Source organism: Arthrobacter sp. 10T413_2 (assembly GCF_056394205.1).
On the sequence record NZ_JBFTHK010000018.1, the window covers coordinates 14183 to 29153 of the forward strand.

The 14971-nt window shown below is 70.4% G+C and carries 14 protein-coding genes and 1 riboswitch; of the genes, 8 read left to right on the top strand and 6 right to left on the bottom strand.

Going from position 1 to position 14971, the window contains the following annotated elements; all coding sequences use genetic code 11:
• Positions 1-13: 13 nt before the first annotated feature.
• From AC1DBQ_RS05195 to AC1DBQ_RS05210, 4 genes are read left to right on the top strand one after another with little or no spacing between them, the layout of a single operon-like run.
• Positions 14-1072 carry a zinc-dependent alcohol dehydrogenase gene (locus AC1DBQ_RS05195; RefSeq protein ID WP_476927489.1) on the top strand — a complete coding sequence of 353 codons (1059 nt, stop codon included), beginning with the start codon at positions 14-16 and terminating at the stop codon, positions 1070-1072.
• A gap of 3 nt (positions 1073-1075) precedes the next feature.
• Positions 1076-1474: a 6-pyruvoyl trahydropterin synthase family protein gene (locus tag AC1DBQ_RS05200; RefSeq protein WP_091255870.1), complete on the top strand. Its 399-nt coding sequence runs from the start codon at positions 1076-1078 to the stop codon at positions 1472-1474.
• A gap of 9 nt (positions 1475-1483) precedes the next feature.
• Positions 1484-2677, top strand: a complete 1194-nt coding sequence (locus AC1DBQ_RS05205) for a glycosyltransferase family 4 protein (protein WP_476927490.1) — start codon at positions 1484-1486, stop codon at positions 2675-2677.
• A 48-nt stretch (positions 2678-2725) separates the two neighbouring features.
• Complete coding sequence (locus AC1DBQ_RS05210; RefSeq protein ID WP_476927491.1) at positions 2726-4021, top strand: DNA glycosylase AlkZ-like family protein; 1296 nt, start codon at positions 2726-2728, stop codon at positions 4019-4021.
• 10 nt (positions 4022-4031) lie between these two features.
• On the opposite strand, the gene AC1DBQ_RS05215 is transcribed toward AC1DBQ_RS05210, so the two are convergent.
• Positions 4032-4532 (bottom strand): nucleoside deaminase, encoded by a 501-nt coding sequence (locus tag AC1DBQ_RS05215; RefSeq protein ID WP_476927492.1) that lies wholly within the window; start codon positions 4530-4532, stop codon positions 4032-4034.
• An 88-nt stretch (positions 4533-4620) separates the two neighbouring features.
• Here AC1DBQ_RS05215 and AC1DBQ_RS05220 point away from each other — a divergent pair, with 88 nt between their 5' ends.
• From AC1DBQ_RS05220 to AC1DBQ_RS05235, 4 genes are all read left to right on the top strand, one after another.
• Positions 4621-5463, top strand: a complete 843-nt coding sequence (locus AC1DBQ_RS05220) for a phosphatase PAP2 family protein (RefSeq protein ID WP_476927493.1) — start codon at positions 4621-4623, stop codon at positions 5461-5463.
• Positions 5464-5475: 12 nt separating this feature from the next.
• Positions 5476-6111 carry a uracil phosphoribosyltransferase gene (upp, locus tag AC1DBQ_RS05225; RefSeq protein WP_091255877.1) on the top strand — a complete coding sequence of 212 codons (636 nt, stop codon included), beginning with the start codon at positions 5476-5478 and terminating at the stop codon, positions 6109-6111.
• A gap of 60 nt (positions 6112-6171) precedes the next feature.
• Entirely contained in the window at positions 6172-6549 is a 378-nt protein-coding gene (locus AC1DBQ_RS05230; RefSeq protein WP_476927494.1) for a VOC family protein, read from the top strand.
• An 80-nt stretch (positions 6550-6629) separates the two neighbouring features.
• Positions 6630-7310, top strand: a complete 681-nt coding sequence (locus AC1DBQ_RS05235; protein ID WP_476927495.1) for an HAD-IA family hydrolase — start codon at positions 6630-6632, stop codon at positions 7308-7310.
• 28 nt (positions 7311-7338) lie between these two features.
• On the opposite strand, the gene AC1DBQ_RS05240 is transcribed toward AC1DBQ_RS05235, so the two are convergent.
• The 5 genes from AC1DBQ_RS05240 to AC1DBQ_RS05260 form a co-directional block, all read right to left on the bottom strand.
• Positions 7339-9495: an ArnT family glycosyltransferase gene (locus tag AC1DBQ_RS05240; RefSeq protein ID WP_476927496.1), complete on the bottom strand. Its 2157-nt coding sequence runs from the start codon at positions 9493-9495 to the stop codon at positions 7339-7341.
• A 6-nt stretch (positions 9496-9501) separates the two neighbouring features.
• Positions 9502-11664 carry a glycosyltransferase family 39 protein gene (locus tag AC1DBQ_RS05245; protein WP_476927497.1) on the bottom strand — a complete coding sequence of 721 codons (2163 nt, stop codon included), beginning with the start codon at positions 11662-11664 and terminating at the stop codon, positions 9502-9504.
• The gene (locus tag AC1DBQ_RS05250; RefSeq protein ID WP_476927498.1) at positions 11665-13149 is read right to left on the bottom strand and encodes a bifunctional glycosyltransferase family 2/GtrA family protein; all 1485 of its coding nucleotides are present in this window, start codon (positions 13147-13149) and stop codon (positions 11665-11667) included.
• Between the two features lie 176 nt (positions 13150-13325).
• Entirely contained in the window at positions 13326-13787 is a 462-nt protein-coding gene (locus AC1DBQ_RS05255) for a hypothetical protein (RefSeq protein WP_476927499.1), read from the bottom strand.
• Positions 13788-13971: 184 nt separating this feature from the next.
• Positions 13972-14775 carry an aggregation-promoting factor C-terminal-like domain-containing protein gene (locus tag AC1DBQ_RS05260; protein WP_476927500.1) on the bottom strand — a complete coding sequence of 268 codons (804 nt, stop codon included), beginning with the start codon at positions 14773-14775 and terminating at the stop codon, positions 13972-13974.
• Positions 14775-14934: riboswitch (cyclic di-AMP (ydaO/yuaA leader) on the bottom strand. It overlaps the preceding gene by 1 nt.
• Positions 14935-14971: the final 37 nt, after the last annotated feature.

Here is a 14971-nt window from a genome sequence, read left to right on the forward strand (position 1 = left end):
ATTCGGAAGCACCATGACTACTTCTCAAGGGTCCGCCACTTCTGAACGGCACGCCACCGCCTACTGGACCGTCGGCCCGGAACAGGGTGAGCTCCGCAGCGAGGAACTGTCCGCCCCCGGACCCGGCTTGGCACTCGTCCGGACCCTGTACTCGGGCATCAGCAAGGGCACCGAGCTCGTGGTCCACCACGCCAGCGTCCCCGAGTGCGTCGCCCGGGCCATGGCCGCCCCCAACCAGGAGGGGGACTTCCCCTATCCCGTGAAGTTCGGCTACCTCACCGTCGGGGTGGTCGAGGACGGCCCGGACGGCTGGGCCGGCAGGACCGTCTTCTGCCTCTACCCCCATCAGGACCGCTTCGTCGTCCCGGTCGGATCACTCACCGTGATTCCCGACGGCGTCCCCGCCCGCCGCGCCGTGCTCACCGGCACCGTGGAAACCGCCGTCAACGGACTCTGGGAAGCCGGACCCCGTCTGGGTGACAGGGTTGCCGTGATCGGGGCCGGACTCGTCGGCGGAACGGTGGCCAGGCTGCTGGCCGGCTTTCCGCTCGCGCGGCTGCAGCTGATCGACGTCGACCCCGCGAAGCGCGCGTTCGCGGACGCACTCGGCGTCGACTTCAGCCACCCAGACGATGCCCTCCCGGACTGCGACATCGTGATCCACTGCTCCGCCTCGCAGGAAGGCCTGGAGCGGAGCCTGCAGCTGGTGGGCGACGAGGGCGACATCATCGAAATGTCCTGGTACGCCGACCGGAGAATCAGCCTGCCGCTGGGCGAGGACTTCCACGCCCGCCGCCTGTCCATCCGGGCCAGCCAAGTCGGCAAGGTCGCGCGCGCCCGCCGGCACCGCCGCACCCACGCCGAGCGCCTGGCGCTCGCCGTGTCCCTGCTGCAGGACCCGGTCTTTGACGTCTTTCTCACCGGATCCTCGCCGTTCGCGGAGCTTCCCGACGTCGTCCGGCGGCTTGCCGACGGGACTCTCGACGCCCTGTGCCACGTCATTGAATACCCGTCAGACGAAGCCCCGTCCACTGATCCGTCCATCGCCCAGCCCATCGAAGCCACGAGGTAGCCCGTGTTCAGTCTGACCGTCCGCCGTAACTTCATGATCGCCCACAGCCTGCCCCGCGAAGTCTTCGGCCCCGCCCAGGGCCTGCACGGGGCCACGTTCGTCACCGAGGTGACCTTCCGCCGTCGTGAGCTCAATGACGACGCGATCGTGCTGGACATCGGCGCGGCGGGGGTCGTGGTGGACGAGGTCCTCGACGAGCTGAACTACAAGAACCTCGACGAGCACCCCGACTTCGCCGGCAAACTGAGCACGACCGAGGCCCTGGCCCGGTACATCGGCGAGGGTGTCGCCGCGCAGATCCGCATCGGCCGGGACGGCGGCGCGCTCACCGGGCTGGACGTCACCCTGCGCGAGACGCCCGATGCCTGGGCCAGCTACTCGCTGGACTTCGACGCCCGCTAGGCGCTGCACATGCCGCCGGTCAGCCTGCGCATCCGGTTCGTGGTGCCCGGGAACGTTCGGCACAACTCCGGCGGCAACGTCTACAACGCCGCGCTTGCCCGGGAACTCACAGCCCTGGGCGCGGACGTGGAGACGTGCCCGCTCGACGGCGACTGGCCAGGCGGCAGCGGCGAGGACCGGCGTCGCGTGGCCCGGCTGCTGCACGCGACGCCCGACGCCGGCGCCCCTGCTGAGTCGGGTCGCGCCACTTTGGGGTCAGACCCGGCGGGCCCGACGCCTGGTTCCGTGACGCTGGTCGACAGCCTCCTCGCCTGCGGAGCGCCCGACGAACTGGAAGCGGCCGCCGCCGCGGGTCAGCAGGTCTGGATCCTGTTGCACATGCCCCTGCCGGACCACCCGGAGCGTGAACGCCGGGCCCTGCAGGCGGCCGCCGGGGTCATCTGCACGAGCGGTTCGGCCGCGGCAGACATCCGCGCCCGGCACGGCCTGGACGGCATCAGGGTGGCCCTCCCCGGCACCGCGCCCGCACGGTTGGCACCGGGCAGCCTGTCCGCCGGCTCCGGCGGCCCGCACTTCGTTGCCGTGGCCGCACTGCTGCCGAACAAGGACCAGGCGCTCCTGTTGGAAGCGCTATCACGGCTCACGGACCTGCCTTGGACGGCGTCCCTCATCGGCTCGGACACCGCCGATCCGGCCTATGCCGCGCAACTCCGGGACACGGCACAACGGCTGGGCCTGGCCCGGAGGGTCAGCATCCCTGGCGAGCTCCGGGGCTCAGCGCTCGACGCCGAATGGGATGCGGCGGATCTCAGCCTGCTCATTTCCCGGGCCGAAACCTACGGCCTGGCGGTCACCGAATCGCTGGCCCGCGGCATTCCCGTGGTGGTGCGCGAGGGCACCGGCGCCGTCGAAGCCCTCGGTGCCGGCACGCCACAGAACCTGCCGAGCAACTCGGCTGGGAACCCGGCCGGCACGCTGCCGGGCGCCGCCGTCGGCCTCGGGACGGACCCCGTCCCGCTGGCGGACCTGCTGCGCCGCTGGCTGGGCGACCCCGCGCTCAGGCAACGCTGGCGGGACGCGGCAGTCGCCGCACGCGGCCGGTTGCCCGGCTGGGATACCACCGCGCGGACGGTTCTGGAGTCCCTGGTGACGGAAACGGCAGAGGCCGGAAATGAGGCCGGCAAATCCGACGGCGCGGGTTGATACCCGTTCTTGATACCGCTGACGGAGAAGCTGTTGGAGAATGAGCCCATGAGCACCCAGCCTGTGACGACGCACGCACCGTCGGTCAAAGCGCCCGTGGACATGCCGGAGCCGCAGAGCCTGACCCGGGAACGGCTCCGGGCCTGGGCCTGGCACCGGCAGGGCCTGGACGGCTCGCTGGCCGGCTGCACGGCGGAGCAGGTGCTCGCCCGGGCCGGCTGGGCCCGGTCCGTGGGCGGCGCCAATCCGTACCTCACGCTCTTCGCCCGCGCCGGCATCCGCCGCGAACAGGTGGACGCCGACGTCCTCGCCCACCGGATCCTCGAGCTCCCCGCCGCCCGCGGCTGCACTTACGTCCTGGGCCGTGACGACTTCGCCTGGGCGCTCCAGCTGTGCCGCGACGCGGCCGAATCGGCCTTCAAGGTGGTGGGCAGGCTCGGCGTGGACCGTGGCGAAGTCACGCTGCTGGAAGAGCAGGTGCTGCACACGCTCGCCGAAGCCGACGGGCCCCTGGACCCGCGGCAGCTCAAGGACGAGCTCGGCGATTCCGTCCGCAACCTCGGGGAAGAAGGCAAGAAAAAGGGCGCCACCACCACGCTGCCCACCGCGCTGGGGCTCCTGCAGTCGGAGGGCAGGATCCGCCGGGTTCCCGCCAACGGGCGCCTGGACCAGCAGCGCTACGCCTACGAGCCCTGGGGCTTGCCGGCCAGCAACTTTGACGACGACGCCGCCCGCACCGAGCTGATCCGCCGCTACCTGGGCTGGACCGGCGGCGCCACCTTCAAACAATCGCAGTGGTTCACAGCGTTCACCGTGGCGCAGACCAAGGCGGCGCTCGCCGCCGTCGGCGCCGTGGAGGTGCCCACCGCCCAGAGCACGTCACAGGACGCCGCCGGGGGAGACGCGCTGTGGATGCTGCCCGACGACGTCGGACTCCTCGCCGCCTTCGACGAACCCGCAGACGAACAGATCCAGCTGCTCGCCGGAACGGACTCACTCTTCCTGCTGCGCCGCAACGCGGCGGACCTGCTCGCCGACGAAGACCAACACAAGCCGGCGCTGGAATCGCTCGCTCTGCAGGCGGACCTCCCGGACCACCCCATTCTGGACCGCGGCCGGATCATCGGGCTCTGGCAGTACGAACCGGCCAAGGATCGGATCGTGCCGTGGCTGTTCCACGGCCCCACGCCGGCCGTAACGCAGCGGATCGCCGAGGTGGAAGCGTGGATCCGCGAGGACCTCGGTGATTTCCGGGCCTTCAGCCTCGACTCGCCGGCCACCCGGCAGAAACGCATCGATGCGCTCGCAGCATCTGCGGAAGCGTCCGCCGGCGCGGCCGGGTAGCCGGAACGGATCAGGCGCGGTGTCCGGCGAAGAACTCCCGCAGCAGCGCGGCGCATTCCGGCTCCCGGACGCCGGCATAGACTTCCACCCAGTGGTTGAGCCGGCGCTCGCGGAGGATGTCGAACACGGACCCCGCGGCCCCGGCCTTCTCATCCCAGGCCCCGAACACCACCCGCGGAATCCGGGCCAGGACAATCGCCCCCGCGCACATCGCACACGGCTCCAGCGTGACCACCAGGGTGCAGTCCTCCAGCCGCCAGCCGTCGTCGTCCCGGCCTTCCAGGGCCCGGCGCGCCCGCAGCCGCGCGGCCGCCTCGCGGATGGCCACCATCTCGGCATGCGCCGTCGGGTCTCCCAAGGCCTCGCGTTCGTTCCGCCCCGCGCCCAGCACGGAACCGTCCGGTCCGATCACGACGGCGCCGATCGGCACGTCCGCGGTGGCCAGGGCATTCCGGGCCTCGGCCAGGGCGAGGCCCATCCATTGGGCATGGCGGGGCTCCGGAGAAGTCATGGGTCAATGATAGTTTCGATCCTAAGTATGCTGTTCAGCGGGGCTGTGCAGCCCACGGGTTAATTAGTCAAGTATCCGGGAGACGGCCGTGACCACCAGAACAGAGAACTGGCTGACGCAGCGCTGGGGCAAGTGGGTGGTGCCCTACGCGGCCCTGTGGATCACCATGCTGATCGGCGGCGTGGTGGTGGTGATCTTGGCACTGACCAGCGCCGAGGTCTACGACAACGTGGTGGACGACGCCGGCCTCGCGAACCTGGACAAGCCGGCGCTGGCGTTCATGGAGAATTTGCGCAGCCCCGGCCTGGACGCCTTCATCACCGGTTTCACCAACATCGGCGGCGGCATCGGCATGCCCATCCTGGCCAGCATCCTGACCGCGATACTGATCTATACCTCGCGCAGCTGGCGGCCGCTGATCCTGATCGGCGGCGCCGCCGCCGTCTCCGTGACGGCCACGGCCCTGGGCAAGAAACTGATCGGCCGCGCACGTCCGGACCACGCCGACGCCGTGCCGCCGTTCGAAAACTCGCCGTCGTTCCCGAGCGGGCACACGCTGAACACCACGGTGGTGATCGCGCTCGTGGTGTACCTGGCCTGCCTGCAGATCAAACGGACCAGCGCCCGGATCGCCCTGATCGCCGCGGGGGCGATCTTCATCATCGCGATGGGCCTCAGCCGGGTCTATCTGGGCCACCACTGGATGACCGATGTGATCGTCGGGTGGGTGCTGGGACTGGCCTGGGTGGGGATTGTGATCCTGGCCCACCGGCTCTTCCATGTGCTGCGGCACCGCGAACACGCCGGCCCCGCGCCGACCTTTGAGCACCCCGCGCACCTGCACGAAGGTGCCGCCGGCGCCAGTGCCCGGGCAGGGACGGACGACGCCGATACTCCCGGCCCAGCGGGACGCTCCCCGGGATCCGGATGATAGTTTTGAGCCATGCGCACTCTCGTTGTGGACCACCCGCTGGTCGCCCATAAGCTCACCGTTCTGCGGGACAAGAACACCCCGTCCCCGGTCTTCCGCCAGCTCACCGAAGAGCTTGTGACGCTCCTCGCCTACGAGGCCACGCGTGATGTCCGCACCGAACCGGTGACCATCGAGACGCCCGTCAGCACCACGATCGGCACCGCGTTCACCAAGCCCACCCCGCTGGTGGTCCCGATTCTGCGCGCCGGGCTCGGCATGCTCGAGGGCATGACCAAACTGGTCCCGACCGCTGAGGTCGGCTTCCTGGGCATGGCCCGCGACGAAGAGACCCTGGACATCATCACCTACGCCGAGCGGCTCCCGGAGGACCTCACGGACCGCCAGATCTTCGTCCTCGACCCCATGCTTGCCACCGGCGGAACCCTGCGCGAGGCCATCAAGTTTCTCTTCAAGCGCGGCGCTTCCGACGTCACCTGCATCTGCCTCCTGGCCGCCCCCGAGGGCCTGGCCAAGCTGGAAGAAGAGCTGTCCGAGGCCAACGTGACCATTGTCCTGGCCTCGATCGACGAGAAGCTCAATGAAAAGTCCTACATTGTGCCCGGCCTGGGCGACGCCGGAGACCGCCTCTACGGCATCGCCGGCTAGGGCCGGCTCCCCGCGGGGGATCCCTTCCGCATTGCCGCGGCCCGCGTTAGCCTGTGCGCCATGGACTGGAAACTTGAACTCGTGTTCGTGCCCGTGTCCGACGTCGACCGGGCGAAGGATTTCTACGTCAACAAGGTGGGCTTCAACGCCGACTACGACGAACGCCCGATGGAGGGCATCCGGTTCGTCCAGTTGACGCCGCCGGGCTCCGGCTGCTCGATCGCGATCGGGGAGGGCCTCAACGACGCCCCGCCGGGCACGGCGCCGAGCCTGCAGCTCGTGGTCGGTGACATTCAGGCCGCGCACCGGCAGCTCAAGGACAACGGCGTGGAGGTCAGCGACATTGACGTCCAGGACTGGGGACACTTCGTCTACTTCGCCGACCCCGACGGCAACAAGTGGGCCGTGCAATACATCCCCGGCCGGGCCAACGGCTGAGCCCGCCACATTGCGCCCGGTGACTCCTGCGCCACCGGGCCGCAGGGCCTGATCCCGGGGGCATGGGGCAGGATGGGACCATGAGCCTTCCCGCCCGCCGCAGTGCCACGACCCTGACCGCCCGCGCCGTCCTGTTCGATATGGACGGCACACTGGTGGATTCCACCAGCATCGTGGAACAGGTATGGACCACCTTTGCCGGGCGTTACGGCCTCGACATCGCGGAGATCCTGCGTTCCTCCCACGGGGTCCAGGCGATGGACACGGTCCGCAGGTTCGCCCCGGCCGGCGCGGATATCCACGCCCTCACGGCGGAACTGGGCCGGATGGAGCTGGCCGAGACCCGCGGCATTGTTCCGGTGCCGGGCTCGCTGGAGCTGCTCGCGAGCCTGCCGCCGGATGCCGTGGCGCTGGTGACGTCAGCGTCACGGGACCTGGCCGAGGTCCGGATGGCCGCCGCGGGGATCGGTATCCCGGCCGCCGCGGTCACCTCCGAGGACGTGGCCCGGGGCAAACCGCACCCCGAGGGATACCTCCGGGCGGCCGCCCTGCTGGGCGTGGACCCGGCCGACGCCGTCGTGTTTGAGGACGCCCCGGCGGGCATCGCCGCGGGAGTCGCCGCCGGCATCCGGACCGTGGCGGTGGGCCCGAACGCCGGCGAGCTGCCCGACGGCGTGCTTCACATCCCCGACTACTCCCAGGTTGCCGTGACCACGCACTTCACGGTCGCCGGCGTGCGCACCCTGTCCTTCAACTTCTAGGGCGGCCCGCCGTCCCGACCCCGGCCGCCTACCGCGCCAGCTGGTACACGCTGGTCCCGCCCACGGTCTGAGCGGTGAAATTGTCCTGCACCCACGCGGCAATCTGGGCGGCGTCATTGGATCCGCTTTCGCCCTGCATCATGCGTCCGGCGATGAAGTAGTGGATCCTGCCGTCGGCCACGTACTGCTGGAACTGTGCCAGCGTCGGCGCCGGGTCCGTGCCGTTGAACCCTCCGACGGCCATCACCGGGAGCTGCGTGGCCAGCTGGTAGCCGGCGGCGTTGTTGGATCCGACGACGGCGGCAGCCCACGTGAACTTGCCGGCGTCCGCCCGCAGCGCGGTCACCAGGGCCGCAGACGGCGTGCTGGCCCCCAGCAGGGCGCCCATGCCGGCCGCCCCGCCGGCCCCCGGGCCGCGGCCGGCACCCGTGAACGTGCCGTTGCCATTCCCCGCGGCTGGACCGCCGATGCCGGCGGCGCCGCCGAAGGCCGCCGGCATCCCCGCCCCGCCCCGGCCGGACACGGCCGGTCCGGCGCTGACGATCGAGCCACTGTGGGCGGTGGCCGCCGTGGACAGCGAGTACGCCAGCGGTCCGGCGAGTGCCGTGGCCACCGCGAGTGCCGCCGTCGTCCGCGCCAAGACTCCGGACGCCTTCATGCCGGACGTTTGGACCCCAGTCCCCTGAAATCCGGTCCCCTGAAATCCAAGCCGCTGAAATCCCGGGGCGGCGGCGACCAGCACCAGGCAGGCCGCGGCGAGCGCGCCCAGGAGCGCCACCCAGCGCAGCCACGGCACGAACGTCGCCGTGCGGCCCAGCAGCTCCGAGGCCATGGCCCCGGCCGCCACGATCGCCGCGGCGAGCACCGCCGCCGCCACCGGTTGGTCCCGCCGCTGCCAGAGCAGGACGCCGCCCAGCCCGGCGAGCCCGGCGATCCCCGGGGCCAGCGCCACCATGTAATACGGGTGGATGATCCCGGCCATGAAACTGAACGTCAGGCCGGTGACCGCCACCCAGGAACCCCAGATGATCACCGAGGCCCGCACGGCGTCCGTGCGCGGCGCCCGGCGCCCCAGCCACAGCAGTCCGGCCCCGAGCAGCAGCACCGAGGGCAGCAGCCAGGCGATCTGGCCGCCGAACTCGCTGTTGAAGAGCCGGAACAGCCCGGGTGTGCCCCAGCCGTTGCTGCCGCCCACGCTCCCGGTTTCATCGCCGCTTAGCCGGCCCAGGCCGTTGTAGCCGAGGGTCAGTTCCAGGATCGAGTTGTTCTGCGACCCCCCGATGTAGGGGCGGTCCGCCGCCGGAATGAGCTCGACGGCGGCCAGCCACCACCCGGCCGCGGCGGCCATTGCCACACCGGCACCGAGCAGGTGGACGATGCGCCTGCCCAGCCCGGCCGGCGCCGCGAGCAGGTAGGCGAGGGCGAAGCCGGGCACAACCAGCAGGACCTGCAGCTGCTTGGTGAGGAACCCGAAGCCCAGAAGCGCCCCCGCAAACAGGAGCCAGCGCAGGCGCGCATCCTGGATGGAGCGCAGCACGGCGTACGCGGCCGCGGTCATCAGGAGCACCAGCAGGGCGTCGGGGTTGTTGAAGCGGAACATCAGCACCGCCACCGGGGTCAGCGCCATAACCGTACCGGCGAGGAGCCCTGCCCGGTGGGCCAGGCGGGCATCGGCCGTGGCAGGGGCCGCGGCCCGGCGTACGGCCAGGTACACGAGCCAGACCGTGCCCACCCCCATGAGCGCCTGCGGCACGAGGATGCTCCACGGGCTGAGCCCGAAGAGCCGCACCGAGAGCCCCATCACCCACAGCGACGCCGGCGGCTTGTCCACGGTGATGGCGTTGGCGGCGTCGGAGGAGCCAAAGAACCAGGCCGTCCAGTCCTGCGACCCGGCCTGGGCTGCGGCGGAGTAAAAAGCGTTGGCCCAGCCGGAGGCGCCCAGGTTCCACAGGTCCAGCACGGCCATGGCCACCAGCAGGGCCGCCAGTTCCAGCCGCGGCCGCCAGGCTCCGGGGCCGCGGCGTGCGGCGCCGGCCGCCCGGGGTGCCTGCGACACCGCGGACTTCGGGGACTGCTGGTGCGGCGGGACCTGCGGGAGGTGCGGGGCGTGCGGCCCCCCCTGTCCCGGCGGTCCCGGCGTGCGGGCCGGGGTGGAGCCCGTCCTGGGGTTCAGGGTGTCAGTCATGACGCCCTATGCCCCCAGCTTGTAGACGGTGGCGTTGCCCACGGTCTGGGCCTGGAAGTTAGCCTCGACCCACGCGGCGACCTCGGAGTTGCCGCCGCGGCCCTCGCCCATGCCGCCCATGCCGCCCATGCCGCCGGAAATGAAGTAGCCGATCTCGCCGCGGTCCACCATCGCCTGGAACTGCGCGAGCGTCGGATAGGGGTCTCCGCCGTTCCAGCCGCCCAGTGCGATCACGCTGGTGCCCGTGGCGAGTTCCAGGCTCGCGGCCTGGGTGGCGCCGGAGACAATCGCGGACCACTTGGCACCGGAGGACTTCAGCAGGGCCGTCAGCTCGGCCGAGGCCGTTTCCTCGCCGGGTCCGCCGAGCTCCCGCGGCGCGCCGCTGGTGTCGGCGTTCGCGCGGTCGCCGAATGCCCTATCTGCCATCCCGAAGCCGCCGCCCATCGCGGACGCGGTGGGCCCGGACGTGGGAATCGAACCGGAGTGCGGCTGGGCTACCGTTGCCAGCGTCCATGCGGTGCTGCCGAGTCCGCCGGCGAGCAGGGAGAGAACCACGACGCCGGCCGTGGCGGCCTTGCGGAACCGGGCCGGAAGCCCCGCGAGGCTGTCCACCCGCAGGAGCAGCGCCGCGGCGGCCAGGACGCCCAGGATCACGACGGTCACCCGGAGCCCGGGAAGCCAGGACGGGTCGCGGCCAAGGAGCACGGCGGACCAGACCGAGGTGGCCAGTACCGTCACGGCCAGGACTATCCGTGCGGGCCAGTAGGCCCGGCCCCGCCATAGTTCCACGGAGCCGATGCCCGCCAGGGCTGCGACCGCGGGGGCCAGCGCCACGGCGTAGTACGGGTGAACGATGCCGCCCATGAAGCTGAAGATGCCTGCGGTGACGATCAGCCAGCCGCCCCAGAGTACAAGTGCGGCGCGGGTGGCGGATGTCCTCGCCTCACGGCGGGTGAACCAGAGCCCGGCGACCAGCAGGATCAGGGCCGCCGGGAGCAACCAGGACACCTCCCCGCCGAAGCTGGTTCCGAACATCCGGGTGATGCCGGCCGTGCCGCCGAAGCCCGCGTTTCCGCCGCCGCCGGGGCCTCCGCCGGGCATGGCACCGAAGTCAGGCATGGTGCCGGAGTCTGGCATGGCTCCGCCGCCCGGCATGGCTCCGCCGCCCGGCATGGCGCCGGGGTCTGGCATGGCTCCGCCGCCGGGCATGCCTTCGCCGGAGCCGGTGATCCGGCCCAGGCCGTTATAGCCGAACGTCAGTTCCAGGAAGCTGTTGGTCTTGGAGCCGGCCATGTACGGCCGGGCCGAGGCCGGGGTCAGCTGGAACAGGACGATGTAGCTTCCGGCCACGACGGCGATCCCCGCGGCTGCGGCCAGCAGGTGCAAGAGCCGGCGGCCCAGGGTGGCGGGCGCCGCCCACAGGTAGGCCAGGGCCAGTCCCGGCACAATCAGGAAGCCCTGCAGCATCTTGGACAGGAACGCCAGGCCGATCACCGCGCCGGCCGCGGCGAGCCATTTCCAGCCGGCCTTCTCGATGGCGCGGGTGGTGAGGTAGGCGGCCAGCACCAGGCACAGGGTAAGCATGGCGTCCGGGTTGTTGAACCGGAACATGAGGGCGGCCACGGGGGTCAGCGCCAAGGCGCCGCCGGCCATCAGGCCCGCGGCCGGCCCGGCCACCCGCTTGACGGTCAGATAGAGAAGCCCGACGGCGGCCACTCCCATCAGTGCCTGGGGAATGAGCATGCTCAGTGCCGAGAAGCCGAAGATCCGCCCGGCGAGGGCCGGGATCCACAAGGCGGCCGGCGGCTTGTCAACAGTTATGGCGTTCCCGGCGTCGAGGGAGCCGAAGAGCAGCGCGGTCCAGTCCTTGGTCCCGGCTTGGATTGCCGCGGCGTAGAAGGAATTGGCGTAGCCGGTGGCTTCCAGGTTCCAGAGGTACAACACGGCGGCGATGACCAGGAGCAGAGTTGCCGAGGGCCGCACCCAGTGGGGCTGCGGTCCGAACATCAGGAGTTCCCGACGGTTCCGGGATGCGGGCGGGCGGGATGCGGGCGGCTGCCGCCCCGTCCCGCCTGCCTCGAGTGCCGTGGCAGGGGATTCCTGGAGTGCCGGCGTGCCGGCGCCGGAGCCCGCCTGGGCTCCGGCGGTGGGGCTGATGGTTGACGTCATTTACTGGGCCGTTTCTGTGCGGGGAAGGGAAGCATCGATGGCAGCGGGCGCCGGAGCAGTGCCGGCGGTGGTGGCGGGCACGGCAGGAGTGCCGGTGCTGCCGGGAACTGCGGTGACGGGCCGGTGACGGAACACCACCAGACGGAAGAGCAGGAACTTGACGGCTGTGGCGGCGAGGTTGGCGGCGGTGACCGTGACCAGTTCCAGCCAGCGGTCCGGTGCCCCTGCTGACGCGTTGTGAACCAGGGCGAGGGCGCCCGAGGTCAGGGCCAGGCCGATCCCGAAGACCAGCAGGCCCTCGAAGTGGTGGCGTGCCGCCTGGCTGCTGCCCTGGATGCCGAAGGTGAAGCGCCGGTTGGCCGCGGTATTGGCCACGGCGGTGGTGAGCAAGGCGAGGAAATTTGCCAGTTGCGGGTCCATGATGCCGCGGCAGAGCAGGAAGATCACCAGGTATGCCAGGGTGGAGGCCACCCCGATGCTGCCGAAGCGGACGAGTTGTCCAAAGAGGCTTCCGCCGGGGCTTTGTTCCTGGGCCCGCGAGGAGGCAGGAAGCGGTCCGCGGGCGAGGGCGGCGCGCAGTTCGGGAACCGGGATCCGGCCCGAGACCAGGTCCCGGCTCAGTCGTGCCATGCCGCGCAGGTCCGCGATGGCGGTCTGGACGATGTCCACGCTGGAATCCGGGTCGTCCGTCCAGTCCACCGGGACCTCGTGGACGCGCAGGCCGCACTTTTCGGCCAGGACCAGCAGCTCGGTGTCGAAGAACCAGGCGTTGTCCAAAGTGTGCGGGAGCAGTTGCCGGGCTACGTCCGCCCGGATCGCCTTGAAGCCGCACTGGGCGTCGCTGAAGTGGGCGCCCATGAAGGACTGCAGCAGGAAGTTGTAGCTGCGCGAGATGAATTCCCGCTTAGGCCCGCGGACCACGCGCGAGTTGCGGGTCAGCCGGGTCCCGATCGCGAGATCGGAGTGCCCCGAAATGAGCGGGGCAAGGAGCGGGCCGAGGGCCGCCAGATCGGTGGAAAGGTCCACATCCATGTATGCCAGGACCGGCGACGGCGAGGCAAGCCATACCTTGCGCAGCGCATTTCCTCGGCCTTTTTCGGCCATATGGACCACGTTCACCTCGCGGAGCTCGCGGGCTACGCGTTCCGCCGTCTTGAGCGTTCCGTCGGTGCTGGCGTTGTCCGCCACCGTGATCCGGAAGGAGTGCGGGAAGGAGACAAGAAGATAGGCGTGGAGCCGGCGCAGGCACGCTTCGAGGTCCCGCTCCTCGTTGAAGACCGGGATGGTGACGTCCAGCAGCGGCGTGCCGGTGCGTGTGTCAATAGGTGAGCGCCGGCCGCCGGGGGCGGTGAGCGGCCCGCCGAACCGGGCCGGGGCTGGCGCGTCGGCCACGGCGAGCCCGAAAGGTGCGGCGGGTGCTGCCGGACCGGCCGGCGTCGCCGTGGAGTGTGGCAGGGTTCCTGAGGCCTGGTCTGTGAACGTCATGGCTCAACTTTCCCGGCGGCCCATATGAGGGCTTTAGGGTCAAGCTGTGCGGGGGCTGTGGAAGTCCGCCGGCGACGCACGGAGTCGTCTGCATTGCCCGTGCTGCCGGAGCTCCGTACAGACAACCGGGGGCGGTGCCCACACGCGGTGGTGGTGCACTGCCCCCGGTTGGTCCGTCAGGGAGCCAGCAGAGGACAAACGTTCGCTGCAGTGCCCGGTCCGCTGAACCTCCTCAGCTCCGAGTTGTCCAGGTTGAGGGCATAGTTGACGTTCCCGGTGGTCAGGTACAGGCCGTCCGGCGAGGGGAGCAGCAGTAGATTCCTGCCGGTGGAGACTACCTCAACGCTGTCGCTAAGGAATGTGTAGCGGCTGGTCCCGGTGATCACGTAGTTGAGGGTCTTGCCGTTGGCCGTCAGCGTGATTTTCAGTCCTGGCGACGTACTGATGACAGTGCCGGCAGGCGTCGCGATGTTTTTGAACTTGCCGGTGAGCTGCGCCGTGACCGGAAAGCCACAATTATCCAACGTGAACGTGGCTGGATCGGCGGGTTGCGGAGGACCCGACGGCACCGCCGCGGCCGGTCCGGCGCCGACGAAGAGTGCGGCCGCGAGGACCGCCGGAATTGCCCATTTTTTCATGTTGTGCTCCTGGAATTTGATTCCGTGCCCTGGAGCGGGCACCCCGCGTACGTGGTGAATGGAGGCAGCGGTGCCCAAGCGTCCCGCCCCGACCTTGAGAAAACCTTGTCCCCTGAAATACGCGAAGGCCCCGGATCACGATGGATCCGGGGCCTCCTGGGCGCTGCGGGCTGGTGGTGGGGGCTTAGTACCAGTTGTGGGACAGGTGGAAGTTCAGTGCACCACAGGGGGAGCCGTAGCGCGACTTGACGTAGTTCAGGCCCCAGTTGATCTGGGTCCGGTAGTTGGTCATGTAGTCCGCGCCGGCGCTCGCCATCTTCGAGGCGGGCAGGGACTGGACCACACCGTAGGCGCCGCTGCTGGCGTTCGTGGCAGTCGTCTTCCAGTCCGATTCCTTGGTCCATAGCTTCTGCAGGCACTGCATCTGGCCGGGCGCCCAGCCATAGCTGCCCAGCTGGGCAGCGGCGTAGGCCTGTGCCCCGGCGGGGTCGTCGATGGCGACCGGCGCCGGTGCCGGTGCGGGAGCCGCTGCGGGAACGGGAGCTGCTGCGGGAGCGGGCGCGGGGGCTGCTGCGGGAGCGGGCGCCGGTGCGGCCGGGGCAGCGGGGGCGGGTGCCGGTGCTTCGGCGGGCTTGACCTCCGAGATCTGAGGTACTGCGCCGCTGGGTGCTGCAGCAGCCGGTGCGGCGACCTGGACCCGCTCAAAGTTCAGCTTGGCCAGGGGATCGGCCATGGTGGCCGTTTGCGAGCTCGCAACAGTGGCCCCGTAGCTGCCCGGCTCTGCGGCCTGGCTGGCGGCGGCGCCGCCAGCCACCAGTACTGCGCAGGCGGCGGTGACGACGGCGGCGCGGCGTCCGGTGATGCCGAGCCCGGTGGCCAGCCGCGACAGGGCGGACGCCTGCGGTGCCGGTGCGGCACGGTGGCGTGACTTGCCGGCGCGGGAATGTGAAACGCCGTCAGGGCGCGTTTGTACCTGGAATTTAGTCATGATGGCCTCTCAACGCCTGCGGAGTTAGCTGTCGGGTTCGGATGAGGTCATCCGGCCGCACGGAATATCACGTGTCGGCTTCACCCCAAGGGCGCATGTGTGCAGAATGCCCGGGAACTCTGGGTCCCCCGCCTCTGCCTGGTCCAGCGGAATCCGGGAAGCGGCAGAGTTTGGCGTCCATCCGGATATGCGGCAC